Source organism: Pseudomonas sp. PsB (genome assembly GCF_043658375.1).
Taxonomy (GTDB): Bacteria; Pseudomonadota; Gammaproteobacteria; order Pseudomonadales; family Pseudomonadaceae; genus Aquipseudomonas; species Aquipseudomonas putida_Z.
Genome location: NZ_JBIGLU010000054.1, coordinates 1 through 24,980, shown reverse-complemented (window position 1 = coordinate 24,980; position 24,980 = coordinate 1). Strand labels below are relative to the sequence as shown.

Below are 24,980 nucleotides of genomic sequence, written 5' to 3'. Positions count from 1 at the left end.
TACTGGCCCGAAACAGATGTAGGAGCAGCCTTGTGCTGCGAAGCGCCGCGCGGGCGGCGCTCGATCTCGCAGGCGCTAAAAATCTCAAGGCGGGTTACGGAATCACCACCCCTTCTTTGGTCAGCATATCCACCAATCTAATCAGTGGCAGCCCGATCAGGCTGGTCGCATCGCACCCGTGCGTGCTCTGGAACAGACTCACTCCCAGTCCCTCGGCCTTGAAGCTGCCGGCGCAGTCCAGCGGCTGTTCCGCCGCTACATAGCGTTCCACTCGCTCCCGGTCCAGTTCGCGCAGGGTCACGGTAAACGGCACGCAGTCCACCTGGCAGTGCCCGGTGGCGCTGTTCAGCAATGCCAGCCCGGTCAGGAAGCTCACCTGCTGCCCGCTGCACTCCAGCAGCTGCTCGCAGGCCCGCTCGAAGGTGTGCGGCTTGCCCAGTACCTGCTCGCCCAGCACCGCAACCTGGTCCGAACCGATGATCAGGTGCCCGGGGTGGCTGCCCGCCAGGGCCTCGGCTTTTTGCCTGGCCAGCCGGCGCACCAGCTCCACCGCCGGTTCGTCATCCAGACGCCGCTCGTCTATATCGGGGCTTGCCCAGGTGAAGGGCAGGCGCAGGCGCGCAAGCAGTTCGCGGCGGTAGGCAGAGCTGGAAGCCAGTAACAGAGGAAGCATGGTAGACTCCTGAATCAGTTGAACAAATTCTATCACGCACGATGCCGCCGAATTTCCTTTGACAGGGGCGGGGGGCATCCCTAGAATGCTGCGCCTATGTTGAATGACCCGATTCCACCTCACGTTGACCCGCGCAAATTAGCCGATCGTGGCGTAACCCTTAACGGTTCGCTGCAACTCGCTGATTTGGAAAGACTCTGCGACCCGCTTTCCGACAATGTCGGTACGGTGCAGGCGAAGTTCGATTTTGAACGAGATGAACAGCACGTGGTGGTTATCCACAGCGAGCTGGACGTCGAGGTCAAGATGGTTTGCCAGCGTTGTCTTGAGCTGGTCACCCTGCCGATCCACAGCGAATGTACATACGCCGTGGTGAAGGAGGGTGCGAATACCCAGTCGTTGCCGAAAGGCTATGACGTGCTGGAACTGGGCGAAGATCCTTTGGATCTGCAGGCATTGATCGAGGAGGAGCTTCTGCTCGCCTTGCCAATCGTGCCTGCTCATCATCCGGAAGAATGCCAGCAGCCGGCGGGCGCAGACGAGCCCGAATCGAGCAAGGACGAGGTATCGCGGTCCAACCCGTTCAGTGTTTTGGCGCAGTTAAAGCGTGACCCAAACGTTTAGGAGTTAATCAATTATGGCTGTTCAGCAGAACAAAAAATCCCGCTCTGCCCGTGACATGCGCCGTTCGCACGACGCCCTGTCGGAAAACGCGCTGTCGGTAGAGAAAACCACCGGTGAAGTACACCTGCGTCACCACGTTTCGCCAGAAGGCGTATACCGTGGTCGCAAAGTGGTCGACAAGGGCGCTGACGAGTAATCCTTGTCCGCTCAGATCATCGCGATCGACGCAATGGGCGGGGACTTCGGTCCCCGCAGCATTGTCCAGGCTAGCATTGCCTGCCTTTCGGCTACCCCCTCGCTGCACCTGACCCTCGTCGGTCAACCCTCCCTCCTTGAAGATCTTGTCAGCGGCCTTGCGGCTGCGGATCGCGCGCGCCTGCAAATCGTGGCCGCCAGCGAGGTGGTCGGCATGGACGAGCGGCCATCCCAGGCGCTGCGCGGCAAGCCGGATTCGTCGATGCGCATCGCCCTCGAACTGGTGCGCGACGGCAAGGCCCAGGCCTGCGTCAGCGCCGGCAATACCGGGGCGTTGATGGCGCTCTCGCGTTTCGTGCTCAAGACACTGCCGGGTATCGACCGGCCGGCCATGGTGGCGGCGATCCCGACCCAGACCGGGTACTGCCAGTTGCTCGACCTTGGCGCCAACGTCGACTGCAGCGCCGAGAACCTCTATCAGTTCGCCGTGATGGGCTCGGTGGCCGCCCAGGCCCTTGGTGTGCAGCGGCCGCGCGTGGCACTGCTGAACATCGGTACCGAGGACATCAAGGGCAACCAGCAGGTCAAGCTGGCGGCCAGCCTGTTGCAGAACGCCCGCGGGCTCAACTACATAGGCTTCGTCGAAGGTGACGGGTTGTATCGCGGCGAAGCCGATGTGGTGGTGTGCGACGGGTTCGTCGGCAACATCCTGCTCAAGTCGAGCGAGGGGCTGGCGACGATGATCGGCGCGCGCATCGAGCAGTTGTTCAAGGGTGGCGTGTTGTCGCGGGCAGCCGGGGCCGTGGCCATGCCGCTGCTCAAGCGCCTGCAGGCCGACCTGGCACCGGCGCGGCACAATGGCGCGAGTTTCCTGGGGTTGCAGGGCATCGTCATCAAGAGCCATGGCTCGGCGGGGGTGCAGGGCTTCCAGAGTGCCATCCAGCGGGCGTTGATCGAGATCCAGGAAAACCTGCCGCAGCGCTTGCATGGGCGGCTCGAGGACCTGCTGTTGTAGCCTGTGCCGGCCCCTTCGCGGGTAAACCCGCTCCCACAGGTGCTCCACAACCTTCAGGTCTGTGGTAACCCTGTGGGAGCGGGTTTACCCGCGAAGGGGCCGGTGCTGAAGGAATAAAGACTTTAGGCATATCGCCGATGAAGTGCTTAAATGTGACCGCTTGGTCTGCGTATCCATCCAAGCTTTCAGATTCCGCGCCTGGCCCAAAGCCCGGCGCACCCTATCCGACGACAAGATCATAAGGGCTTGTTCAATGTCTGCATCTCTCGCATTCGTCTTTCCCGGTCAAGGTTCCCAGTCGCTGGGCATGCTCGCCGAGCTCGGCGCCGAGAAGCCAGTGATCATCGAAACCTTCAAGGAAGCGTCCGAGGCACTCGGTTACGACCTGTGGAAGCTGGTCCAGGAAGGCCCGGAAGAACAACTCAACCAGACCGACAAGACCCAGCCGGCCATCCTCACCGCGTCCATCGCGCTGTGGCGCCTGTGGCTGGAAGAGGGCGGTGCCAGGCCGGCCTTCGTCTCCGGTCACAGCCTGGGTGAATACAGCGCCCTGGTTGCCGCCGGCAGCCTGAGCCTGAAAGATGCCGTGCGCCTGGTCGAGCGCCGGGGTCAGCTGATGCAGGAAGCCGTGCCGGCCGGTCATGGCGCCATGGCCGCCATTCTCGGCCTGGATGACGCCGTGGTCGTGGAAATCTGCGCCGAAGCGGCCGAAGACCAGGTGGTCAGCGCGGTCAACTTCAACTCGCCAGGCCAGGTGGTCATCGCCGGCAACAAGGCCGCCGTCGATCGCGCCATCGAGCTGTGCAAGGCCAAGGGTGCCAAGCGCGCCCTGCCGCTGGCGGTCAGCGTGCCGTCGCACTGCGCGCTGATGAAGCCGGCTGCCGAGCGCTTTGCCGAGTCGGTCAACGCCATCGAGTGGCACGCCCCGCAAATTCCCGTGGTGCAGAACGTCACCGCTGCCGTTGCCGCTGACCTCGATGCCCTCAAGCACGACCTGCTGGCGCAGCTGTACCAGCCAGTGCGCTGGGTCGAATGCGTGCAGACCCTGGCCGCTAACGGTGCGGTCAACCTGGTCGAGTGCGGCCCGGGCAAGGTCCTGGCTGGCCTGAACAAGCGTTGCGCCGATGGCGTGACCACCTACAACCTCAATACCCCTGACGCCGTCGCCGCCACCCGCGCGGCACTGGCCTGATTTGGAGAAGCTTGCATGAGCCTGCAAGGTAAAGTTGCACTGGTCACCGGCGCCAGCCGTGGCATTGGCCAGGCCATCGCCCTCGAGCTGGGCCGCCAGGGCGCGACCGTGATCGGCACCGCCACTTCGGCCTCCGGCGCCGAGCGCATTGCTGCCACCCTGAAAGAACACGGCATCACCGGTACCGGCATGGAACTGAACGTGACCAGCGCCGAATCGGTTGAAGCTGTGCTGGCCTCCATCGGCGAGCAGTTCGGCGCACCGGCCATCCTGGTCAACAACGCCGGTATCACCCGTGACAACCTCATGCTGCGCATGAAGGACGACGAGTGGTTCGACGTGATCGATACCAACCTGAACAGCCTCTACCGTCTGTCCAAGGGCGTGCTGCGTGGCATGACCAAGGCACGTTGGGGCCGTATCATCAGCATCGGCTCGGTCGTCGGTGCCATGGGCAACGCCGGCCAGGCCAACTACGCGGCCGCCAAGGCTGGCCTGGAAGGCTTCAGCCGCGCCCTGGCGCGTGAAGTGGGCTCGCGTGGCATCACCGTCAACTCGGTGACCCCGGGCTTCATCGACACCGACATGACCCGCGAGCTGCCAGAAGCGCAGCGCGAAGCCCTGCAGACCCAGATTCCGCTGGGCCGCCTGGGCCAGGCGGACGAAATCGCCAAGGTGGTTTCGTTCCTGGCATCCGACGGCGCAGCCTACGTAACCGGCGCCACCGTGCCGGTCAACGGCGGGATGTACATGTAACACTGCAACTCAATGTGACGGATTTCGTAAAAAAAGAGTCATACTGCGAGCCTAAAATCCGTTATAAAGCTGCAACCAGATTCCAGACAGCGGGTGTGGTGACTGGTGTGAAGGTGCGTTTAGCTTGAAAAGCGAACGTCTTTCTATAAAATTAGCCACCGGCCAGCTGCCTGACATATATCCATTAGGAGTAAACCTAGGTATGAGCAACATCGAAGAACGCGTCAAGAAAATCGTCGCCGAGCAACTGGGCGTCAAGGAAGAGGAAGTGACTCTCGAGAAGTCCTTCGTCGATGACCTGGGTGCCGATTCGCTTGACACCGTTGAGCTGGTGATGGCTCTGGAAGAGGAATTCGAGACCGAAATCCCTGACGAAGAAGCCGAGAAGATCACTACCGTTCAAGCTGCTGTAGACTACGTCAAAGCCCACCAGGCCTAAGACGCTGTAGTCGACGCTTCTTGTCGGGAAAAACCGCACTGCCTTTGCCGGCGTGCGGTTTTTTCTTTGCGAGCACCCTGCGTTTTGCAGATCGGGCTCGTTCACCGGGTATCAAGAGCTTGTTGCCATTTCATTCCATTGCTTGAATGCAATGGCAAGAAACTCTGTCATTAGAAAAGGAGAGTACTGTGTCGCGTAGACGCGTCGTGGTCACCGGTATGGGTATGCTGTCGCCACTGGGTACTGATGTACCGAGCACCTGGCAGGGCATTCTGGCTGGCCGCAGTGGCATCGGTCCGATCGAACACACGGACCTGTCTGCCTACTCCACCCGTTTTGGCGGCTCGGTGAAAGGCTTCGAGGTCGAGCAATACCTGTCGGCCAAAGAGGCCCGCAAGCTCGACCTGTTCATCCAGTACGGCCTGGCGGCCGGGTTCCAGGCAGTGCGTAATGCCGGCCTGGAAGTCACCGACGCCAACCGCCAGCGTATTGGCGTGGCCATGGGCTCGGGTATCGGCGGCCTGACCAACATCGAAGAAACCAGCCGCACCCTGCACGATTCGGGGCCGCGTCGCATTTCGCCGTTCTTCGTGCCTGGCTCGATCATCAACATGATCTCCGGCTTCCTGTCGATCCACCTGGGGCTGCAAGGGCCGAACTACGCCATCGCCACCGCGTGCACCACTGGTACCCACTGCATCGGCATGGCCGCGCGCAACATCGCCTACGGTGAAGCCGACGTGATGATCGCCGGCGGTGCCGAAATGGCCGCCTGCGGCCTGGGCATGGGCGGCTTCGGTGCCTCCCGTGCACTGTCCACTCGCAACGACGAGCCGACCCGGGCCAGCCGCCCGTGGGACAAGGGCCGTGACGGCTTCGTGCTGTCCGACGGTGCCGGTGCCCTGGTGCTCGAAGAGCTGGAGCACGCCAAGGCTCGCGGCGCGACCATCTATGCCGAGCTGGTCGGCTTCGGCATGAGCGGTGACGCCTACCACATGACTTCGCCACCCGACACCGGCGAAGGCGCTGCCCGTTGCATGGCCAACGCCCTGCGTGATGCCGGCATCCAGCCGGAAGAGGTCAGCTACATCAACGCCCATGGCACATCGACCCCTGCTGGCGATGTGGCCGAAGTGGCGGCGATCAAGCGCGTGTTCGGTGAGCATGCCTACAAGCTGGCGGTCAGCTCGACCAAGTCGATGACCGGCCACCTGCTGGGCGCCGCCGGTGCCGTGGAAGCGATCTTCAGCGTGTTGGCGATCAACAGCCAGATGGCTCCGCCCACCATCAATCTGGATGAGCCGGACGAAGGCTGCGACCTCGACTTCGTACCGCACCAGGCGCGCAGCATGCCGATCGATGTGGTGCTGTCCAACTCGTTCGGCTTTGGCGGCACCAACGGTTCGCTGGTATTCCGCCGGTTCGCCGATTGATGCAAAGCTGGATCGATGGCCAGCCGGCGGCTGCAGTCAACCTGCAGAACCGCGGCCTGGCCTACGGCGATGGGCTGTTCGAGACCATCGCCGTGCGCGGCGGCCGGCCCAGCCTGCTGGACGGCCACCTCGCACGCCTGGCGCTGGGCTGCCAGCGCCTGGCAATCAGTGCCGACCTGGCGCTGGTGCGCGACGAACTCCTGCGCTATGCCAGCCAGCTCGGCGATGGCGTAGCCAAACTCATCCTTACTCGTGGTGACAGCCAGCGCGGTTACGCACCGGTTGCCGGTGCCGCGCCGCGCCGTATTCTGCAGGGCAGCCCGTTGCCCAGCTATCCTGTCGAACATGCCGAGCATGGCGTGCGCCTGTTCCCGTGCCAGACCCGGCTTGGGGAACAAGCGCTGCTGGCCGGCCTCAAACACCTCAACCGCCTGGAACAGGTGCTGGCCCGTGCCGAATGGCAGGACAGCGAACATGCCGAAGGCCTGATGCGTGATGGGCAGGGCAGGGTGATCGAAGGGGTGTACAGCAATCTGTTCCTGGTGCGCGATGGCGTGCTGTTCACGGCCGACCTCAGCCGCTGTGGCGTCGCTGGCGTGATGCGGGCCGCGTTGCTGGAACAGGCAGCGCTGCTGGGCATCCCGGTGCAGGTCTGCGACCTGCCGTTCGACGCGCTGGAGCAGGCAGATGAAGTATTTGTCTGCAACAGCGTCTACGGTGTCTGGCCCGTGCGTGGCGTTGCCGCGCTAAACTGGTCGCCGGGCCCGCTCACCCGTAAACTGCAGGCCGTTGCCCGTACGTTACTGGAAACCTGAATTCGTGAGACGTAAATTCCTGCTGCTGCTGGAAATGGGCTTGATCCTCGCCGGCCTTGCCGTGGGCTGGTCGGCCTGGAAGGTCAACTCGGTCCTGGAGCAGCCCCTGCACGTGACGCAGGAGCGCCTGCTCGACGTGCCAAATGGCACCACCCCCAATCGCATGTTCTATCGCATGCAGAACGAAGGGTTGCTCGACGACGCCGTCTGGTTGCGCCTGTACTGGCGCTTCAACATGGCCGGCACCCCCCTGCACACCGGCGAGTACCGCCTGACCCCCGGCATGACCGTGGAGCAGTTGTTCGATGCCTGGCGTCGGGCCGACGTGGTGCAGTACAACCTGACCCTGGTCGAAGGCTGGACCTTCCGCCAGGTGCGCTCGGCCGTGGCCAAGCATGAAAAGATCAAGCACACGCTGGATGGGCTGTCCGATTCGGAAGTGATGGACAAGCTCGGCCATACCGGTGTGTTCCCCGAGGGGCGCTTCTTCCCGGACACCTACCGCTTCGTGCGTGGCATGAGCGACGTCGAGTTGCTGCAGCAGGCCTATATGCGCCTGGACGAAGTGCTGGCCAAGGAGTGGGCCGAGCGCACCACCGACCTGCCATACCGTGACCCGTACCAGGCGCTGATCATGGCCTCGCTGGTAGAGAAGGAGACCGGCATTCCCCAGGAGCGCGGGCAGATCGCTGGCGTTTTCGTGCGGCGCCTGCGCCTGGGCATGATGCTGCAGACCGACCCTACGGTGATCTACGGCATGGGTGAGCGCTACAACGGCAAGATCACCCGCGCCGACCTGCGCGAGCCGACGCCCTACAACACCTACACCATCACCGGCCTGCCGCCGACCCCGATCGCCATGGTCGGTCGCGAAGCGATTCACGCGGCGCTCAACCCGTCCGATGGCACCAGCCTGTACTTCGTCGCCCGTGGCGATGGCAGCCACGTGTTTTCCGACGACCTCGACGACCACAACTCGGCGGTGCGCGAGTTCCAGCTCAAGCGCCGTGCGGACTACCGCTCCAGCCCCGCGCCGCAATCGCAGCCACAACCCCAACCACAACCAAGTACCGACGAGGCCGAACAGCCCGAGGCGCCTGCCGACGAGTCTACCGCGCAGCCAGCGCCCGACCAGCCGCCTGTGCAGGACGCCCCTGCCGGCGGCGCGCAAGCGGCCGAACGGCCGATGCCTGACGAACAACATTAAGGACTGCCTGTGAGCGGCTTGTTTATTACTTTGGAAGGCCCCGAAGGCGCGGGCAAGAGCACCAACCGCGACTACCTGGCTGCGCGCCTGTGCGAGCAGGGCCTGGACGTGGTGCTGACCCGTGAGCCCGGCGGCACGCCGCTGGCCGAAAAGGTGCGCGAGCTGCTGCTGGCGCCCAGCGATGAAAGCATGGCGGCCGACACCGAACTGTTGCTGGTGTTCGCTGCGCGTGCCCAGCACCTGGCGCAGGTGATCCGGCCGGCGCTGGCCCGCGGGGCGGTTGTCTTGTGTGACAGGTTTACCGATGCCACTTACGCCTACCAGGGCGGCGGGCGCGGTTTGTCGGTCGAGCGGATCGCCACCCTGGAGCAGTTCGTCCAGGGCGATCTGCGCCCGGACCTGACCCTGGTCTTCGACCTGCCGGTCGAAGTGGGCCTGGCCCGCGCCGCCGCCCGTGGCCGCCTGGACCGTTTCGAGCAGGAAGGCCAGGCGTTCTTCGAGGCGGTGCGCCAGGCCTACCTGCAGCGCGCCAATCGCGAACCACAGCGCTATAGTCTGCTCGATGCCGCCCAGCCTCTGGAGGCCGTGCAGCGCTCCATCGATGCGTTGCTACCAGGCATCGTGGAGCGTTGCCGTGGCTGAGGCCTATCCCTGGCAGCAGGCGCTCTGGCAACAATTGGCTGGCCGCAGCCAGCACGCTCACGCCTACCTGCTGCATGGGCCGCAGGGCATCGGCAAGCGGGCCTTGGCCGAGCGCCTGATGGCCCGCCTGCTGTGCCAGCAGCCCCAGGACCTGGAGGCCTGTGGCGCGTGCAAGTCCTGCCTGCTGCTCAAGGCCGGTAGCCACCCGGACAACTTCGTCCTCGAGCCCGAAGAAGCCGACAAGCCGATCAAGGTCGACCAGGTGCGCGAGTTGGTGGCCTTCGTGGTGCAGACCGCGCAGTTGGGTGGGCGCAAGGTGGTACTGATCGAGCCGGTGGAAGCGATGAACGTCAACGCCTCCAACGCCCTGCTCAAAAGCCTCGAAGAACCCTCCGGCGACACCGTGTTGCTGCTTGTCACCCACCAGCCCAGCCGCCTGTTGCCGACCATCAAGAGCCGGTGCCAGCAGGTCGCCTGCCCGCAGCCCAGCTTGGCCCAGAGCCAGGCCTGGCTGGCCGGCGCGCTGCCTGACAGTGACGAGGCCGAGCGCGACGAGTTGCTGACCCTGGCTGCCGGTTCGCCGCTGATGGCGGTCAGCCTGCAGGCGCAAGGCGTGCGCGAGCAGCGCGCGCTGGTCACCGACGGGGTGAAGAAGCTGCTCAAGCAGCAGCAATCGCCCAGCCAGCTGGCCGATGCCTGGAGCGGTGTGCCGCTGTTGCTGCTGTTCGACTGGTTCTGCGATTGGGCGCACCTGATCCTGCGCTACCAATTGACCCAGGACGAGGAGGGGCTAGGCTTGGCCGATATGCGCAAGGTGGTGCAGTACCTGGCGCAGAAGAGCCGCCAGGCCAAGGTGCTGGAGGTGCAGGCATGGATCCTGGAGCAGCGCCAGAAGGTGCTGGGCAAGGCCAACCTCAACCGCGCCCTGCTGCTTGAATCGCTGCTGGCCCACTGGCTGCAGTTGCCGGGCGCCCGCTGATTTTCATTTTTTCATGTGTGTCGTTATCCCATGCTCGTAGATTCCCATTGCCATCTCGACCGTCTAGACCTGAGCGCCCACCAGGGCTCCCTCGATGCTGCCTTGCAGGCGGCGCGTGAGCGCGGGGTCGGGCATTTCCTGTGTATTGGCGTCAGTGCCGAGAATGCTGGTGCGGTGAAGGCGCTGAGCGAGCGCTACGCCGATGTCGATTGCTCGGTGGGCGTGCACCCGCTGGACCTGGCGCCGGGCGAAACGCCGGCGCTGGAATGGCTGCTGCGCGAACTGGCTCACCCACATGTGGTGGCGATTGGTGAAACCGGGCTGGATTACCACTACGAGCCGGAAGCAGCCGAGTTGCAGCAAGCCTCGTTCCGCCTGCACCTGGAGGCCTCGCGGCAGACCGGCAAACCGGTGATCGTGCATACCCGTGCGGCGCGTGCCGATACCCTGGCGCTGCTGCGCGAGGCCAACCTGCCGCAGGCCGGGGTGCTGCACTGCTTCACCGAAGACTGGGACATGGCCAAGGCGGCGCTGGACCTGGGGTATTACATTTCGTTGTCTGGCATCGTTACCTTCCGCAATGCCGATGCCCTGCGTGAAGTGGCGCGGCAGGTGCCGGTCGATCGTTTGCTGGTGGAAACGGATTCGCCGTACCTGGCGCCGATCCCGCATCGGGGCAAGCCGAATTTGCCGCAGTACGTGCGTGAGGTGGCGGAGTACGTGGCTTCGTTGCGCGGGGCCAGTTATGAGCAGTTGGCAGAACAGACCACTGCCAACTTCAAGCGCTTGTTCCCGTTGGCGCGGGTGAGCTGATTCGAAGAGGGTGGGTGTGCGAGGGCTACCAGGTGCCTGTCACAACATCTTCAGCGCCTGTGAGATCGAGCGCCGCCCGCGCGGCGCTTCGCAGCACAAGGCTGCTCCTACATCTGTTTCGGGCCAGTAACGCCTGTGCCAGTGCACGCGACCGCCTTGTTTGCCCGGCACGAAATCGAGGTGGACACCAATGGGCGCGCGCCTTCGCCTCAGGAATAACTGGCCCGAAACAGATGTAGGAGCAGCCTTGTGCTGCGAAGCGCCGCGCGGGCGGCGCTCGATCTGACAGGCGCTGCAACTATCGTGGCGGGCGCCTGGTGGTCCTCATGCAATCCCCACCAACCCCAAACTTGAACCCCGGCTTCATTACCCCTCGAAACACCCAAAAAAAACCCGGGTTCTGGGGGGGGAATCCGGGTTAAGACCATTAGGAGTAAAACAAAGGTACGCGGTCCCTGAGCACCTTTATCGGCGCGCCACTTGGGGGGGATGCGCCGCGCCAACACTTCAAGTATTGGTCAGCTTTGGCGCAGTGCCAGTGCATATTGATCGTTTTTTAAACAGATTTGGAATACGCCAACGTTTCATTCCTCCCGCAGCGCATGGCCGTAAGCATCATGAAACACAGACATGCTAGGATGATCCGTGCAATTTCCCGCAAGTTAGGCATAATAAACCGCTTCGATTGTCATCCAGTCCTTCCTATGCAGAAAGAACCTCGTAAGGTCCGTGAGTTTCGCCGTCGCGAACAGGAAATCCTCGACACCGCGCTCAAACTGTTTCTCGAACAGGGTGAAGACAGCGTCACCGTCGAGATGATCGCTGACGCCGTGGGCATCGGCAAAGGCACGATCTACAAGCACTTCAAGTCCAAGGCGGAGATCTACCTGCGCCTGATGCTCGACTACGAGCGCGACCTGATCGCGCTGTTGCATTCGGCCGACGTCGATCGCGACAAGGAAGCCCTGTCGCGAGCCTACTTCGAGTTCCGCATGCGCGATCCGCAGCGTTACCGGCTGTTCGACCGCCTGGAAGAAAAGGTGGTCAAGGGCAACCAGGTACCGGAAATGGTCGAACAGCTGCACAGCATCCGTGCCTCCAACTTCGACCGCCTGACCCAGCTGATCAAGGGCCGTATCAGCGAAGGCAAGCTCGAAGACGTGCCGCCGTATTTCCATTATTGCGCCGCCTGGGCGCTGGTGCACGGCGCCGTGGCGCTGTACCACTCGCCGTTCTGGAGCAATGTGCTGGAGGATCAGGAAGGCTTCTTCCAGTTCCTGATGGACATTGGCGTGCGCATGGGCAACAAGCGCAAGCGCGACCCGGAACCCTCGAACTGAAGCATCCGCGTTCAGGCAATACGCAGTACCTGTAGGAGCAGCCTTGTGCTGCGAAAGGGCCGGTACAGCCAGCACACATCTGCATGGCTGTACCGGCCCTTTCGCAGCACAAGGCTGCTCCTACCTATTTCGGCGATGTGCAGGGCTTGCAAAAACCTGATCTATGAGTCAGGTTTTGCCAGCCCCCATCATCCATGCCGGAGTCATTCATGATCGTCGATCGTCAAGGCAGGCGTTTTCGCAACCTGCGCGTCAGCCTGACGGCTGCCTGTAATTATGCCTGCACCTACTGCGTACCAGACGGCAAGCGCCTGGTAGCAGCACAGGACGAACTGCCGGCGGATGCCCTGGCCCGTGGCGTGGCCTACCTGATCGACGCCGCCGGCATCGAACGCTTGCGCATCACCGGCGGTGAGCCATTGGTCAGTCCACGTCTGGATGCCTTCCTGGCCGCCGTGGCCAAGCTCGACCTTGACGATATCTCGCTGACTACCAATGGCCAGCTGCTGACGCGCAAGTTGCCCCAGTTGCAGGCGGCAGGTATCCGCCGATTGAACGTTTCCCTCGACACCCTCGACCCACATGCCTTCCGCCGTATCGCCCGGGGCGGCGATCTGGCCAGCGTGCTGGCGGGTATGCAGCAGGCCAGCGCCATGGGCATGCAGATCAAGGTGAACATGGTGCCGATGCGCGGGCACAACCTCGATCAGGTGCTGCCGTTGCTGGATTACTGCCTTGAGCGCGGCTTCGAACTGCGCTTCATCGAGCTCATGCGCATGGGCCACCTGGCCCGTGACCACAACGCCTTCCTGCAGCAGTTCGTCGGCCTCGACCAACTGCTCGCACTGATCGCTGGCAAGCATGCCTACGTTCAGGTCGACGCGCCGCTGGATGCCACCGCCTTGCGTTATCAGGTACCCGGCAAAGGCCACTTCGGCGTGATCGCCAACGAAAGCGTACCGTTCTGTCGCACCTGTTCGCGGCTGCGCCTGTCCTCCACGGGCTGGCTACACGGCTGCCTGTCGTCGGGCAATCGCCATTTCGTCGGTGACCTGCTGGAAAAACCGCGGCATCAGGCGCTGCCGGCCCTGCAGCGCTTGCTGGTCAAGGCCTTGGCAGACAAGCAGGACCTGGCGTTTTCCGGCGATGTGATGGTGATGAAGGTGATCGGTGGCTGAAGCTGGCGCAAAAGCTGCATCCGCCGGCTATTCGCCGGTTTTTCGTCGCCGGCCACTGGAGGAAAGATGCGTAGCCTGGTTTTGCTGCTGGCGCTGATGGCGCTGGGCGGTTGCATGAATGTCAGCGATATGGGCGAGGGCGTCCGTTACCACATGAGCGATGCCGGTCTGCTGGACCACAGCGATACCCGGCGCACCCTGTCGATCCGCCTGCAGCCCGATTCGTTCATCTTCATCGGCCAGGGCGCGTTCGTGCCCCCAGGCAAGGGGCCGGTGCCGCGGCAGAACGCGGTAGCCGAGCAGGCCTACAAGAGCTTCGTCGAGTATTTCCCGCTGGTACGCCGCGCCCAAGGGCCACTGGGCCTGGAAGAGGCCATCGCCCAAGCGCGTTCAGTGGGTGCCGACTACGTGCTGTACACCCGCTTCGCCCGGACCGACGACCGTATCGGCAATGGCGACGAGTGGTATGACGAACAGGCGGTCGACCGCCTGGGCTGGGACACCGGCGTGGTGCAGATGATGCTCATCGAAACCAGCACCCGCTACCTGATCGACACTGCGCGTATCAAGAGCCGTGGCGGTTTGTTGACGTTCCACGATAAAACCCCGGAGGATTTGCTTGGCGCGCCGATGCGCGAGTACGCTCGTAGCCTTCTGGGTGTGAGTGAATGAGGCAAGCGTGATGAGCGATTCCGGCAAGGCCAATGATCTTCTGGCGCAGATTCCCAAGGCCAAGGGCCTGCCGCCGGTGCATCTGTGGAACCCGGATTTCTGCGGTGACATCGACATGCGCATCGCCCGTGATGGCACCTGGTACTACCTGGGTACGCCGATCGGTCGCAAGCCGATGGTACGGCTGTTTTCCACCATCATCCGCCGCGATGGCGATGACTACTTCCTGATTACCCCGGTAGAGAAGGTGGGCATCCGCGTCGACGATGCGCCGTTCGTGGCCGTGGCGTTGGATGTGGAAGGTAAGGGTGAGCAGCAGGTGCTGCGCTTCACCAGCAATGTCGAGGACCAGGTCGAAGCCGGGCCGGCCAACCCGCTGCGCGTGGTGATCGACCCGGTCACGCAGGAGCCATCGCCGTATGTGCTGATGCGCAGCAACCTTGAGGCGCTGATTAATCGGAATGTGTTCTACCAGTTGGTAGAGCTGGCGGTGCCGCGTGAGATCGATGGGGAAGAGTGGCTTGGGGTCTGGAGCCACGGTGAGTTTTATCCGATCGGGCGTAGCAGCTGAGATCTCTGTTGCCTGCACCGGCCTTTTCGCGGGCTCGCCCGCTCCCACAGGGTTCTCCACAGGCTTCAAGGGTGTGGGAGCGGGCAAGCCCGCGAAGAGGCCGGCACAGGCAATAATCGGCCTCTTGGTTTTTCCCCGAATTGGTCATTTGTCTCTCTGCCCCACAGGCCTAACCTGCAGGCAATTGCCATCCAGGAGAAGCCCCCCATGAAACCCTTCAGCATCATCCTTTTCGCCCTGTTCGCCGCCCAGACCCCTGCCTGGGCGCACGGCGACGCTGCCGGCCAGGTCAAGGTCCTGCAGCAGCAACAACCCTCGAACGCCCCCGGCAAGAGCGCCGTGATGCTCACCGTCAGCTACGCCCCCGGCCAGGCATCACCCGCGCATCAGCACCCGGGCGCAGTGATGGCCTACGTGCTGGAAGGGGCAGTGGTATCGAAGCTCGATAACGAGCCGGAGAAAACCTACAAGGCCGGTGAATACTGGTACGAAGCCCCGGGTACCGTGCACAGCGTGTCACGCAACGCCAGTCAGAGGCAGTCAGCCAAGTTGCTGGTCTGGAGCCTGGTGGATGAAGGCAGTGCGGTCACATTGCCCTATCCGGCAGCAGGCTCGGAGCGCTGAGCCTGCCCCAGCCGGGTTGTCACTTCCTGCATCAGGTTCGGGTCCAGTACCTGGCAAGGCGCGACCTGCGCGTTGCTGGTGTAGAACGGCGGCAGATTTTGCGCCAGTCGAGCAACATCCTTGGCAGTGCAGCCAGTTGGCAGCAATACATATTGCAGGCTTGAGGGGAAAGACGGCGCGGTGTGCCGTTCCAGGGTGGAGCCATAGGCGCCAAGGGTCATGACCGCCTCGCTGCCGGCCGGGTCCGGAAAACGGAGCAGGACGAATGTGCAGTAACGGGGGTGGGTGAGATGCTGGTGTGCTTCGTCGCGGACCTGTGGGTCGTCATGGTTCATCAGGTTCCAGCGTAACGCGGCGTAGCTGCGAGTGGTCTCCATGAACGCAGTGCGAATGGGGGAGCGCGTTTCGTCACCGCCCAGGCAGGCCAGCAGATTGCCGAATGGGTCCAGCAAGGCTACGGCGTTGCACGTATCTGCCGCGAGAGCGGTGTCGACCAATGGCTCGGCCAGTTCGATGCCGGGCAGGCGAGGGTCTGCACTTTTGATGCGCAGGCTCCATGGGCTCAAACCCGCCAGGGCCTGGCGTACCAAGCTCCGGCTGGGTAGGGTGATCGGGTCTTTCAGGGCAGAGGGCGGCAGGCCGGCGTTGCTGCTTTCGTCGTGCACGTGGTTCACGCTGGCTTCGAACAACGAACGGGTAAGGCACATCGTTGCGGCGTCGATACGTTCGCCAGCGTAGATCGGCCCTTGCGCCGGCCCGACATAGTCGCGATCAAAAGGGCTGCCGACAGCATAGTAGCCCCATGTGGCTTGCACGCGCAGACGAAGTGCGGCCGGCAGGCCGGGGAATTCGAAGCGGCCGTCATGATTGATGCCGGCAAAGGTGTCGAGCGCACTTACCGCAACATTGAAGCCGGCAGTCAGCAAGGCACCTGCGCACATGGCGCAGGGGTCGAGCGTGGTGATGACGGTCAGTTCATGCGCAGGGGGGAGGGCAAGGCGCTGCTGGTTGTCGAAATACCAGTCGACCAGCCGGCGCTCACCATGCCCCGTTGGGTCGTGAAGCCTGTATGCGGGTTGCGCCTGGCTTGCAGAAGGCTCCAGCACGCGGTTGTGCAGGGCGACCAGTACCTTGCCAGTGGCATTTTCGATGATGCAGCCACCCACGGCGAACGTTGCTTGTCGGCTTGCCAGGAGGGCCTGGTTGGCGGCGATTGCCACCGCTTGCTGAGCGTTCTGGGTGAAGTCGTTGGCTTTCATGCTTGCCTGTGCTCGTCGAGGGATCTCGGACGATACAGCAGCCATGCTCTGGCATGAGGGGATAAGTGCAACAAAAAACCTCCAGTGCTTGCGCATCTGGAGGTTTTCAATGTTTGGCTCCGCGACCTGGACTCGAACCAGGGACCCAATGATTAACAGTCATTTGCTCTACCGACTGAGCTATCGCGGAATCTGTGCGTATCTTACTGATTGCCTAGGGGAAGTCAAGCCACCCCTAGGCAAAACAATGAGTTACAGCACCTGCACGATAGCTTTGGTCACCACGTGGATGTTGCTCTGGTTCAGCGCGGCCACGGCGATGCGGCCGGTGTCCAGCGCATAGATGCCGAACTCGTTCTTCAGGCGGGCGACCTGTTCGACGGTCAGGCCCGAGTACGAGAACATGCCAACCTGGCGGCCAACGAAGCTGAAGTCGCGGTTGGCGCCATATTCGGCCAGCAGCGCAACCATCTGCTTGCGCATGCCGTGGATGCGCTCGCGCATTTCGGCCAGCTCGGTTTCCCACATCTGGCGCAGTTCGGCGCTGTTCAGCACGGTGGCAACGATGGTTGCACCGTGGGTCGGCGGGTTGGAGTAGGTGGTGCGGATCACGCGCTTGACCTGCGACAGCACGCGGGTGCTCTCGTCCTTGGAGGCGGTGACGATCGACAGCGCACCGACGCGCTCGCCGTACAGCGAGAACGACTTGGAGAACGAGCTGGACACGAAGAACTCCAGGCCCGACTCGGCGAACAGGCGCACGGCGAAGGCGTCTTCGGCGATGCCGTCACCGAAGCCCTGGTAGGCCATGTCGAGGAACGGCACGTGGCCCTTGGCCTTGACCACTTCCAGGACGTTTTTCCAGTCGTCCAGGCTCAGGTCGACGCCGGTCGGGTTGTGGCAGCAGGCGTGCAGCACCACGATCGAGCCGGACGGCAGGTTGTTCAGGTCTTCGAGCATGCCGGCGCGGTTGACGTCGTTGGTCGGCGCGTCGTAGTAGCGGTAGTTCTGCACCGGGAAGCCGGCCGATTCGAACAGCGCGCGGTGGTTTTCCCAGCTCGGGTCGCTGATGGCAACCACGGCGTCAGACGACACACGCTTGAGGAAGTCGGCACCAATCTTCAGCGCGCCGGTACCGCCGACGGCCTGCACGGTAACCACGCGGCCAGCGGCCAGCAGTGGCGACTCGGCACCGAACAGCAGCTTTTGTACAGCCTGGTCGTAGGTGGCGATGCCGTCGATCGGCAGGTAGCCGCGCGAGGCGTGCTGGGCGGCACGCTGGGTCTCGGCTTCGATCACGGCGCGCAGCAGCGGAATGCGGCCTTCCTCATTGCAGTACACGCCCACGCCCAGGTTGACCTTGTCGGTACGTGGGTCGGCGTTGAATGCTTCGTTGAGGCCCAGAATAGGGTCGCGGGGTGCCAGCTCGACAGCGGAAAACAGGCTCATTGTTACCTTGGCTCTGATTGGAGTGTGATAGGACGTACACGCTCCAGCCCGAATGCACTGAAGCGGTGCACAAACGGGGAGTCAGTATAGTGATACCGACCGGTCACCGCGACAGTCCGGCATCGCTTTTCCGGTCATTTGCGCAAATATTTTTCGACCATTGGTCTAATTGCCGGGTCCACCGTAACAAGCGCTCACAGCTGTGCCTTGAAAGCGCCCCCCGGCGGGCGCATTTGGGTATAGACTACTGGCTAAATTTACAGTTGCTGCAACACCGCGAGGTCCGTCATGTCCGAGTTCCAGCTCGTCACCCGTTTCCAGCCGGCCGGCGACCAGCCCGAGGCCATTCGCCAGATGGTCGAAGGCATCGAGGCGGGGCTGTCGCACCAGACGCTGCTCGGGGTGACCGGCTCGGGCAAGACCTTCAGCATCGCCAACGTCATTCAGCAGGTGCAGCGCCCGACCCTGGTGCTGGCGCCGAACAAGACCCTGGCCGCGCAGCTGTATGGCGAATTCAAGGCGTTTTTCCCCAACAATGCGGTGGAGTACTTCGTTTCCTACTACGACTACTACCAGCCTGAAGCCTACGTACCGTCGTCCGACACCTTCATCGAGAAGGACGCTTCGATCAACGACCACATCGAGCAGATGCGCCTGTCGGCGACCAAGGCGCTGCTGGAGCGGCGTGACGCGATCATCGTCACTACCGTGTCGTGCATCTACGGCCTGGGCAGCCCCGAGACCTACCTGAAAATGGTCCTGCACGTGGACCGCGGCGACAAGCTCGACCAGCGCGCGCTGCTGCGCCGCCTGGCCGACCTGCAATACACCCGCAACGAGATGGACTTTGCCCGCGCCACCTTCCGCGTGCGCGGCGATGTGATCGACATCTTCCCGGCCGAATCGGACCTCGAGGCCATCCGCATCGAACTGTTCGATGACGAGGTGGAGAACATCGCCGCCTTCGACCCGCTGACTGGCGAGGTCTTCCGCAAGCTGCCGCGTTTCACCTTCTACCCCAAGAGCCACTACGTCACCCCGCGGGAAACCCTGCTGGAGGCGGTGGAAGGCATCAAGGAAGAGCTCAAGGACCGCCTGGAGTATCTGCAGAAGGCCAACAAGCTGGTCGAGGCCCAGCGCCTGGAGCAACGCACCCGCTTCGATCTGGAGATGATCCTGGAGCTGGGCTACTGCAACGGCATCGAGAACTACTCGCGCTACCTGTCCGGGCGCCCGGCCGGGGCGCCGCCGCCCACCCTGTACGACTACCTGCCGCCCGATGCGCTGCTGGTGATCGACGAATCCCACGTCAGCGTTCCGCAGGTCGGCGCCATGTACAAGGGCGACCGCTCGCGCAAGGAAACCCTGGTCGAATACGGCTTCCGCCTGCCTTCGGCGCTGGACAACCGGCCGATGCGTTTTGACGAGTGGGAAGATGTCAGCCCGCAGACCATCTTCGTGTCCGCCACCCCGGGTCCCTATGAGGCCGAGCACGCCGGGCGCGTGGTAGAGCAGGTGGTGCGCCCCACCGGCCTGGTCGACCCACAGGTGGAAGTACGCCCGGCGCTTACCCAGGTGGATGACCTGCTGTCGGAAATCCGCAAGCGCGTGGCGCAGGGCGAGCGGGTGCTGGCCACCACGCTGACCAAGCGCATGGCCGAAGACCTCACCGACTACCTGGCCGACCACGACGTGCGGGTGCGTTACCTGCACTCGGACATCGACACCGTCGAGCGGGTGGAGATCATCCGCGACCTGCGCCTGGGTACCTTCGACGTGCTGGTGGGCATCAACCTGCTGCGTGAGGGCCTGGACATGCCCGAGGTGTCGCTGGTGGCGATCCTCGATGCCGACAAGGAAGGTTTCCTGCGCTCCGAGCGCTCACTGATCCAGACCATCGGCCGTGCTGCGCGTAACCTCAATGGCCGGGCCATCCTGTATGCCGACAACATCACCGGTTCCATGCAGCGCGCCATCGACGAGACCGAGCGTCGTCGCGAGAAGCAGATCGCATTCAACCTGGCCAATGGCATCGTGCCCAAAGGTGTGGTCAAGGACATCACCGATATCATGGAAGGCGCCACCGTGCCCGGCGCGCGCAGCAAGAAGCGCAAGGGCATGGCCAAGGCAGCGGAGGAGAGCGCCCGTTATGAGGCCGAGCTGCGCACGCCGGGCGAGATCACCAAGCGCATCAAGCAGCTGGAGGAGAAGATGATGCAGTTCGCCCGCGACCTGGAGTTCGAGGCCGCGGCGCAATTGCGCGACGAGATTGCCCAACTGCGCGAGCGGTTGATTACCAGCTGATTTTTTTACTGCCTGCACTGGCCTCTTCGCGGGTAAACCCGCTCCCACAGGATCGTTGTAATCCTTGAGCTCTGCGCAGTACCTGTGGGAGCGGGTTTACCCGCGAAGAGGCCGGCTCAGGCGACAACCTATTCAGTGGGTCTCCCCAGCCTTCAGCCCCTCTGGCAACTTCCGCGTCAACAACACCGCCAGCATGCTCACCGCCAACCCAATCCCCACAAAGTGGAACGCATCGTTATAGGCCATGATCAACGCCTGCTGGTGAGTGATCTCGCTCAACTTGCCCAGCGCCGCATTGTCATTGCCCAGCCGCTCCGCCAGTTGCGCCAACCGCTCCGCCACCTGCGGGTTGCTCGGCACCACCGCCTCCCTCAGGTAATCGAAATACACCTTGGTCCGTGCATCCAGCAGCGTGGCCAGCAGCGCAATGCCGATCGCACCGCCCAGGTTACGCAGGATATTGAACAGGCTCGATGCCGAACCCGCATCCTGCGGCTGTATATACGCCGTGGCGATCAGCGAGATGGTCACCATGATCATTGGCTGGCCGATGGCACGGATGATCTGGATATGGTTGAACTGCGGCCCTGCAAAGTCCGGGTTGAGCACCCCCGAGCCGAAACTGGCGGCGCCGAACAGGCAGAACCCCAGTGCGCATAACACCTTGGGCGACACCACTTTCATCAGTTGCGGCACCAACGGGATCAGGAACAGCTGCGGGATACCCATCCACATGATCACCTCGCCGATCTGCAAGGCGTTGTAGCCCTGTACCTGAGCCAGGTACAGCGGCAGCAGGTAGATCGACCCGTACAAGCCCACCCCCATGCCCAGGCTGGCGATGCTCGACAGGCCAAAGTTGCGGTTGCCGAGAATGCGCAGGTTGATCAGCGGGTGTGGCTTGGAAAACTGCAGAATCACGAAGGTGATCAGGCTGACCAGGGCGATGCTGCCCAGGCCGACGATCAGCTGCGACTCCAGCCAGTCCTTGCGGTGACCTTCCTCCAGGAACACCTGCAGGCAGCCAAGCCCCAGGCCCAGGGTGACGATGCCGGCGTAATCGGTGCTTTTCAGCAGTTCCCAGTGCGCGTCCTTCTTTTCCAGCCCGTACAGCAGGCCAGCGATCATCACCAGGCCCGGTGGGATATTGATGTAGAAAATGTATTCCCAGCCCCAGTTCTCGGTCAGCCAGCCGCCCAAGGTAGGGCCGATGGAGGGGGCGAAGGTGGCGGTCATGGCGAACATGGCCATGCCCTTGGCGCGGTGGTGTTCGGGCAGCTTGATCAGGGTCAGGGTGAAGGCCAGCGGGATCAGCGCACCGCCGGTAAAACCCTGCAGGGCGCGGAACAGGATCATGCTCTCGAGGTTCCAGGCCATCGAGCACAACAGCGACGACAACAGGAAGCCGCCGGATACCCACACCGCCAGGCGCCGCGCCGACAGCAGCTGCACCAGCCAGGCGGTGAGCGGGATCATGATGATCTCCGCGACCAGGTAAGAGGTGGAAATCCACGAGCCTTCCTCCAGCGTCGCCGACAGCGCGCCCTGGATGTCCTTGAGCGACGAGTTGGTGATCTGGATGTCCAGCACCGCCATGAAGGCGCCGAGCATCACGCTCATTACCGCGATCCAGTCGCGCCGGGTCGGCTCGGCGGTGGGCCTGAGCAGCTGGTCACCGGCCATTGCGGCCTTCGTCTTCGCTGCGCAGGTCGACGGTGGCGGTCACCGACATGCCAGGGCGGATGCGCCCGTGCAGTGGGTTGTCGGCGCGGAAGGTCAGTTTGACCGGGATGCGCTGCACCACCTTGGTGAAGTTGCCGGTGGCGTTGTCGGGCGGCAGCAGGCTGAACTGCGCGCCGGAGGCGGCGAACAGGCTGTCGACCCGGCCTTCGATCGGTGTGTCGGGGTAGCTGTCGAACAGCAGTTCGGCACGCTGGCCGGGCTGCATGCGTCCGATCTGGGTTTCCTTGAAGTTGGCCTGCACCCAGATGTCTTCGTCCGGCACGATCGACAGCAGGTAGGCACCGGCCTGTACCACCTGGCCATTGCGCGCGTTGCGCTGGCCGATGCTGCCGCTGATCGGTGCGCGGATTTCGCAGCGGGTCAGGTTCAGTTCGGCCTGGGCCAGGTCGGCGCGGGCGTTGGCGATCTGCGCGTCGAGGCGCTTGAGCTCGGCGGTCAGCGCATTGACCTGCTGGCGCTGGCTTTGCAGGTCGGCACGGGCCTTGTCGACCTGCGAGCCGGCGACATGGCTGTCTGCGGACAGGGTGGTGACCCGCTCTTCCGATACGAAACCTGGCTTGCGCAACTTCTCGGCGCGGCTCAGGTCCAGGCGCGAGCGGTCGAAGGTGGCCTGGTTGGCCGCCACCTGGGCCTGGCCGGCGGCGATCAGGCTGGCTTGCTGGGTCAGGCGGCTTTGCGCCTGCACCTGCTCGGCTTCGCGGGTGGCCAGGGCGGCGCGGGCGCGTTGCACGGCCAGTTCGAAGTCGGCGGCCTCCAGGCGCACCAGCAGGTCGCCTTTTTTGACGTGCTGGTTGTCCTCGACCCGCACCTCGTCGATGCGTGCGCCCAACTGGCTGGAAATGCGCGTGATCTCGCCTTGTACGTAGGCGTTGTCGGTGCTTTCGTAGAAGCGGCCCTTGAAGTACCAGTGGCCCAGGAAGGCGAGGGCGATGACGGCCACCAAGGTGAAGAAGACCAGCAGGCGGCGTTTGAGTTGGGCAGGCATGAGGACTATCGTTCCAGAAATGTAAATAAATTTAACAGCGGCACATGGCCAGTCGACAAGTGACGTTCGCGCCATTGCTGGAGCCCGGTGCCTGCCTCCTGCTAACATCCCGCCTTTGTTTCATCTTTCGTTCGAGACTCTCCATGACCACCGTACGCACGCGTATCGCGCCATCGCCTACCGGCGACCCCCATGTCGGCACTGCCTACATCGCCCTGTTCAACTACTGCTTTGCCAAGCAGCACGGCGGTGAGTTCATCCTGCGCATCGAAGACACCGACCAGCTGCGCTCCACGCGCGAGTCGGAGCAGCAGATCTTCGATGCCCTGCGCTGGCTCGGCATCGAATGGAACGAAGGTCCGGACGTCGGCGGCCCGCACGGCCCTTACCGGCAGAGCGAGCGTGGCGAAATCTACGCCAGGTACGCCAAGGAGCTGGTTGACGCCGGCCATGCCTTCTACTGCTTCTGCACCGCCGAAGAGCTGGAGCAGATGCGCGCCGAGCAGCAAGCCCGTGGCGAAACCCCGCGCTACGACGGCCGCGCGCTGCTGCTGAGCGCCGAGGAAGTGCAGCGCCGCCTGGACGCTGGCGAGCCGCACGTGATCCGCATGAAAGTGCCGAGCGAAGGCGTGTGCGTGGTACCGGACATGCTGCGTGGCGATGTTGAGATCCCGTGGGACCGCATGGACATGCAGGTGCTGATGAAGAACGACGGCCTGCCGACGTACTTCCTGGCCAACGTGGTCGACGACCATCTGATGGGCATCACCCACGTGCTGCGTGGCGAAGAGTGGCTGCCATCGGCACCCAAGCTGATCAAGCTGTACGAATACTTCGGCTGGGAACAGCCCAAGCTGTGCTACATGCCGCTGCTGCGTAACCCGGACAAGTCCAAGCTGTCCAAGCGCAAGAACCCGACCTCGGTGACTTTCTACGAGCGCATGGGCTTCATGCCCGAGGCGATGCTCAACTACCTGGGCCGCATGGGCTGGTCGATGCCGGACGAGCGCGAGAAGTTCTCGCTGGCCGAGATGGTCGAGCACTTCGACCTGTCGCGTATCTCGCTGGGCGGCCCGATCTTCGACATCGAGAAGCTGTCCTGGCTGAACGGCCAGTGGCTGCGCGAACTGCCGGTCGAGGAGTTCGCCGCGCGCCTGCAGAAGTGGGCGTTCAACAGCGACTACATGATGAAGATCGCCCCGCACGTGCAGGGCCGGGTGGAAACCTTCAGCCAGGTTGCCCCGCTGGGCGGGTTCTTCTTCGAAGGCGCGCTGAAGCTGGACGCCAAGCTGTTCGAAAGCAAGAAACTGTCGGCCGACCAGGTACGCCAGGTGATCCAGTTGATCCTGTGGAAGCTCGAAAGCCTGCGTCAGTGGGAAAAGGAGCGCATCACCGGTTGCATCCAGGCGGTGGTCGAGGCGTTGGAGCTGAAGCTGCGTGACGCCATGCCGCTGATGTTTGCCGCCATTACCGGCCAGGCCAGCTCGGTTTCGGTACTGGACGCCATGGAAATCCTTGGCCCTGACCTGACCCGCTACCGCCTGCGCCAGGCCTTGGACCTGCTGGGTGGTGTGTCGAAGAAAGAAAACAAGGAATGGGAAAAGCTGCTGGCCTCCATCGCCTGACAGTGGTCCCGAGGCTATAAACCAAACCTGTGGGAGCGGGTTTACCCGCGAATACGATGGTGCGTTTTCCGTCGCATTCGCGGGTAAACCCGCTCCCACAGGGCTCACTGTTCAGTTTTGGCAAGGGCAGGGCGGTAAGTGATTGTTATCTGTGAAAAATTTTTTGAATATTTTGAAAAATTCGTTTGACAGCCCTGCAATCCGATCTTAATATGCGCCCCGTCCACAGCGATGAACGAAAACGAAACGCCAGGCACCCAGCCAGCGCTTCGGTTCAAAGCGACATTGTGGGGCTATAGCTCAGCTGGGAGAGCGCCTGCATGGCATGCAGGAGGTCAGCGGTTCGATCCCGCTTAGCTCCACCAATTTTTGCCGCGGTTCGCGCAAGCGGATCGGCACGAAGGTTACGTCCCCTTCGTCTAGTGGCCTAGGACACCGCCCTTTCAC

24 protein-coding genes and 2 tRNA genes are annotated in these 24,980 nt (G+C 63.1%); 20 read left to right on the top strand and 6 right to left on the bottom strand.

The window, feature by feature from the left end:
* Positions 1-94: 94 nt before the first annotated feature.
* Positions 95-673, bottom strand: a complete 579-nt coding sequence (locus ACGLHT_RS28495; RefSeq protein ID WP_063911718.1) for a nucleoside triphosphate pyrophosphatase — start codon at positions 671-673, stop codon at positions 95-97.
* Positions 674-769: 96 nt separating this feature from the next.
* Between ACGLHT_RS28495 and ACGLHT_RS28490 the strand changes: the two genes are divergently transcribed.
* From ACGLHT_RS28490 to ACGLHT_RS28410, 17 genes are all read left to right on the top strand, one after another.
* Entirely contained in the window at positions 770-1,297 is a 528-nt protein-coding gene (locus tag ACGLHT_RS28490; protein WP_012313431.1) for a YceD family protein, read from the top strand.
* A 13-nt stretch (positions 1,298-1,310) separates the two neighbouring features.
* The gene (gene rpmF / locus ACGLHT_RS28485) at positions 1,311-1,493 is read left to right on the top strand and encodes a 50S ribosomal protein L32 (protein ID WP_003247154.1); all 183 of its coding nucleotides are present in this window, start codon (positions 1,311-1,313) and stop codon (positions 1,491-1,493) included.
* A 3-nt stretch (positions 1,494-1,496) separates the two neighbouring features.
* On the top strand, positions 1,497-2,507 hold the full coding sequence (gene plsX, locus ACGLHT_RS28480; RefSeq protein WP_075044133.1) for a phosphate acyltransferase PlsX: 1,011 nt from the start codon (positions 1,497-1,499) through the stop codon (positions 2,505-2,507).
* A 253-nt stretch (positions 2,508-2,760) separates the two neighbouring features.
* Positions 2,761-3,699, top strand: coding sequence for an ACP S-malonyltransferase (gene fabD, locus ACGLHT_RS28475; protein WP_023661404.1), 939 nt, complete (start codon positions 2,761-2,763; stop codon positions 3,697-3,699).
* 15 nt (positions 3,700-3,714) lie between these two features.
* A complete protein-coding gene (gene fabG, locus ACGLHT_RS28470) occupies positions 3,715-4,455 on the top strand; it encodes a 3-oxoacyl-ACP reductase FabG (protein ID WP_274079379.1) in 741 nt (246 codons plus the stop codon).
* Between the two features lie 202 nt (positions 4,456-4,657).
* Positions 4,658-4,894 carry an acyl carrier protein gene (gene acpP, locus ACGLHT_RS28465; protein ID WP_016715141.1) on the top strand — a complete coding sequence of 79 codons (237 nt, stop codon included), beginning with the start codon at positions 4,658-4,660 and terminating at the stop codon, positions 4,892-4,894.
* Positions 4,895-5,082: 188 nt separating this feature from the next.
* On the top strand, positions 5,083-6,327 hold the full coding sequence (gene fabF, locus ACGLHT_RS28460) for a beta-ketoacyl-ACP synthase II (RefSeq protein WP_025338216.1): 1,245 nt from the start codon (positions 5,083-5,085) through the stop codon (positions 6,325-6,327).
* Positions 6,327-7,142: an aminodeoxychorismate lyase gene (gene pabC / locus ACGLHT_RS28455; protein ID WP_137163278.1), complete on the top strand. Its 816-nt coding sequence runs from the start codon at positions 6,327-6,329 to the stop codon at positions 7,140-7,142. Before fabF ends, pabC begins: the two co-directional genes overlap by 1 nt.
* A gap of 4 nt (positions 7,143-7,146) precedes the next feature.
* Positions 7,147-8,349: an endolytic transglycosylase MltG gene (gene mltG, locus ACGLHT_RS28450; RefSeq protein ID WP_137163279.1), complete on the top strand. Its 1,203-nt coding sequence runs from the start codon at positions 7,147-7,149 to the stop codon at positions 8,347-8,349.
* A gap of 9 nt (positions 8,350-8,358) precedes the next feature.
* On the top strand, positions 8,359-8,991 hold the full coding sequence (gene tmk, locus ACGLHT_RS28445; RefSeq protein ID WP_025338219.1) for a dTMP kinase: 633 nt from the start codon (positions 8,359-8,361) through the stop codon (positions 8,989-8,991).
* Positions 8,984-9,970 carry a DNA polymerase III subunit delta' gene (locus tag ACGLHT_RS28440; protein ID WP_274079376.1) on the top strand — a complete coding sequence of 329 codons (987 nt, stop codon included), beginning with the start codon at positions 8,984-8,986 and terminating at the stop codon, positions 9,968-9,970. Before tmk ends, ACGLHT_RS28440 begins: the two co-directional genes overlap by 8 nt.
* Before the next feature lie 30 nt (positions 9,971-10,000).
* A complete protein-coding gene (locus ACGLHT_RS28435; protein WP_025338221.1) occupies positions 10,001-10,783 on the top strand; it encodes a TatD family hydrolase in 783 nt (260 codons plus the stop codon).
* Between the two features lie 704 nt (positions 10,784-11,487).
* Complete coding sequence (locus ACGLHT_RS28430) at positions 11,488-12,123, top strand: TetR/AcrR family transcriptional regulator (RefSeq protein WP_274120107.1); 636 nt, start codon at positions 11,488-11,490, stop codon at positions 12,121-12,123.
* A gap of 209 nt (positions 12,124-12,332) precedes the next feature.
* Positions 12,333-13,301: a GTP 3',8-cyclase MoaA gene (locus tag ACGLHT_RS28425; RefSeq protein WP_274078906.1), complete on the top strand. Its 969-nt coding sequence runs from the start codon at positions 12,333-12,335 to the stop codon at positions 13,299-13,301.
* Positions 13,302-13,367: 66 nt separating this feature from the next.
* Positions 13,368-13,973, top strand: a complete 606-nt coding sequence (locus ACGLHT_RS28420; protein WP_013971585.1) for a DUF4823 domain-containing protein — start codon at positions 13,368-13,370, stop codon at positions 13,971-13,973.
* 10 nt (positions 13,974-13,983) lie between these two features.
* Complete coding sequence (locus ACGLHT_RS28415) at positions 13,984-14,544, top strand: DUF1285 domain-containing protein (RefSeq protein ID WP_274120108.1); 561 nt, start codon at positions 13,984-13,986, stop codon at positions 14,542-14,544.
* A gap of 207 nt (positions 14,545-14,751) precedes the next feature.
* Complete coding sequence (locus tag ACGLHT_RS28410) at positions 14,752-15,168, top strand: cupin domain-containing protein (protein WP_137163284.1); 417 nt, start codon at positions 14,752-14,754, stop codon at positions 15,166-15,168.
* Here the strand turns inward: ACGLHT_RS28410 and ACGLHT_RS28405 are convergent.
* The 3 genes from ACGLHT_RS28405 to ACGLHT_RS28395 form a co-directional block, all read right to left on the bottom strand.
* Positions 15,141-16,427 carry a nucleoside deaminase gene (locus ACGLHT_RS28405; protein WP_289515158.1) on the bottom strand — a complete coding sequence of 429 codons (1,287 nt, stop codon included), beginning with the start codon at positions 16,425-16,427 and terminating at the stop codon, positions 15,141-15,143. The two genes, ACGLHT_RS28410 and ACGLHT_RS28405, sit on opposite strands and share 28 nt — an antisense overlap.
* Positions 16,428-16,541: 114 nt before the next feature.
* Positions 16,542-16,617: transfer RNA gene (locus ACGLHT_RS28400), tRNA-Asn, on the bottom strand.
* A 62-nt stretch (positions 16,618-16,679) separates the two neighbouring features.
* Positions 16,680-17,876 (bottom strand): amino acid aminotransferase, encoded by a 1,197-nt coding sequence (locus ACGLHT_RS28395; protein WP_137163286.1) that lies wholly within the window; start codon positions 17,874-17,876, stop codon positions 16,680-16,682.
* Between the two features lie 288 nt (positions 17,877-18,164).
* On the opposite strand from ACGLHT_RS28395, the gene uvrB reads away from it, so the two are divergent.
* Complete coding sequence (uvrB, locus tag ACGLHT_RS28390; protein ID WP_039615454.1) at positions 18,165-20,180, top strand: excinuclease ABC subunit UvrB; 2,016 nt, start codon at positions 18,165-18,167, stop codon at positions 20,178-20,180.
* Positions 20,181-20,312: 132 nt separating this feature from the next.
* Here uvrB and ACGLHT_RS28385 read toward each other — a convergent pair whose 3' ends face one another.
* Together ACGLHT_RS28385 and ACGLHT_RS28380 are read right to left on the bottom strand one after the other, a co-directional pair.
* The gene (locus ACGLHT_RS28385) at positions 20,313-21,863 is read right to left on the bottom strand and encodes an MDR family MFS transporter (RefSeq protein ID WP_085618191.1); all 1,551 of its coding nucleotides are present in this window, start codon (positions 21,861-21,863) and stop codon (positions 20,313-20,315) included.
* A complete protein-coding gene (locus ACGLHT_RS28380) occupies positions 21,853-22,908 on the bottom strand; it encodes an HlyD family secretion protein (RefSeq protein WP_274120110.1) in 1,056 nt (351 codons plus the stop codon). Before ACGLHT_RS28380 ends, ACGLHT_RS28385 begins: the two co-directional genes overlap by 11 nt.
* A gap of 143 nt (positions 22,909-23,051) precedes the next feature.
* Between ACGLHT_RS28380 and gltX the strand changes: the two genes are divergently transcribed.
* A complete protein-coding gene (gene gltX / locus ACGLHT_RS28375) occupies positions 23,052-24,533 on the top strand; it encodes a glutamate--tRNA ligase (RefSeq protein WP_025338230.1) in 1,482 nt (493 codons plus the stop codon).
* Positions 24,534-24,822: 289 nt separating this feature from the next.
* Positions 24,823-24,898, top strand: a tRNA-Ala gene (locus ACGLHT_RS28370).
* Positions 24,899-24,980 lie beyond the last annotated feature (82 nt).

Coding starts and splice junctions, on each gene's coding strand:
- fabG (WP_274079379.1), top strand. CDS start 3,715: ATGAGCCTGCAAGGTAAAGTTGCACTGGTCACCGGCGCCAGCCGTGGC.
- ACGLHT_RS28430 (WP_274120107.1), top strand. CDS start 11,488: ATGCAGAAAGAACCTCGTAAGGTCCGTGAGTTTCGCCGTCGCGAACAG.
- ACGLHT_RS28420 (WP_013971585.1), top strand. CDS start 13,368: ATGCGTAGCCTGGTTTTGCTGCTGGCGCTGATGGCGCTGGGCGGTTGC.
- ACGLHT_RS28405 (WP_289515158.1), bottom strand. CDS start 16,427: ATGAAAGCCAACGACTTCACCCAGAACGCTCAGCAAGCGGTGGCAATC.
- pabC (WP_137163278.1), top strand. CDS start 6,327: ATGCAAAGCTGGATCGATGGCCAGCCGGCGGCTGCAGTCAACCTGCAG.
- ACGLHT_RS28435 (WP_025338221.1), top strand. CDS start 10,001: ATGCTCGTAGATTCCCATTGCCATCTCGACCGTCTAGACCTGAGCGCC.
- ACGLHT_RS28415 (WP_274120108.1), top strand. CDS start 13,984: ATGAGCGATTCCGGCAAGGCCAATGATCTTCTGGCGCAGATTCCCAAG.
- ACGLHT_RS28425 (WP_274078906.1), top strand. CDS start 12,333: ATGATCGTCGATCGTCAAGGCAGGCGTTTTCGCAACCTGCGCGTCAGC.
- ACGLHT_RS28490 (WP_012313431.1), top strand. CDS start 770: ATGTTGAATGACCCGATTCCACCTCACGTTGACCCGCGCAAATTAGCC.
- ACGLHT_RS28410 (WP_137163284.1), top strand. CDS start 14,752: ATGAAACCCTTCAGCATCATCCTTTTCGCCCTGTTCGCCGCCCAGACC.
- rpmF (WP_003247154.1), top strand. CDS start 1,311: ATGGCTGTTCAGCAGAACAAAAAATCCCGCTCTGCCCGTGACATGCGC.
- acpP (WP_016715141.1), top strand. CDS start 4,658: ATGAGCAACATCGAAGAACGCGTCAAGAAAATCGTCGCCGAGCAACTG.
- uvrB (WP_039615454.1), top strand. CDS start 18,165: ATGTCCGAGTTCCAGCTCGTCACCCGTTTCCAGCCGGCCGGCGACCAG.
- ACGLHT_RS28395 (WP_137163286.1), bottom strand. CDS start 17,876: ATGAGCCTGTTTTCCGCTGTCGAGCTGGCACCCCGCGACCCTATTCTG.
- ACGLHT_RS28380 (WP_274120110.1), bottom strand. CDS start 22,908: ATGCCTGCCCAACTCAAACGCCGCCTGCTGGTCTTCTTCACCTTGGTG.
- ACGLHT_RS28495 (WP_063911718.1), bottom strand. CDS start 673: ATGCTTCCTCTGTTACTGGCTTCCAGCTCTGCCTACCGCCGCGAACTG.
- gltX (WP_025338230.1), top strand. CDS start 23,052: ATGACCACCGTACGCACGCGTATCGCGCCATCGCCTACCGGCGACCCC.
- fabD (WP_023661404.1), top strand. CDS start 2,761: ATGTCTGCATCTCTCGCATTCGTCTTTCCCGGTCAAGGTTCCCAGTCG.
- ACGLHT_RS28385 (WP_085618191.1), bottom strand. CDS start 21,863: ATGGCCGGTGACCAGCTGCTCAGGCCCACCGCCGAGCCGACCCGGCGC.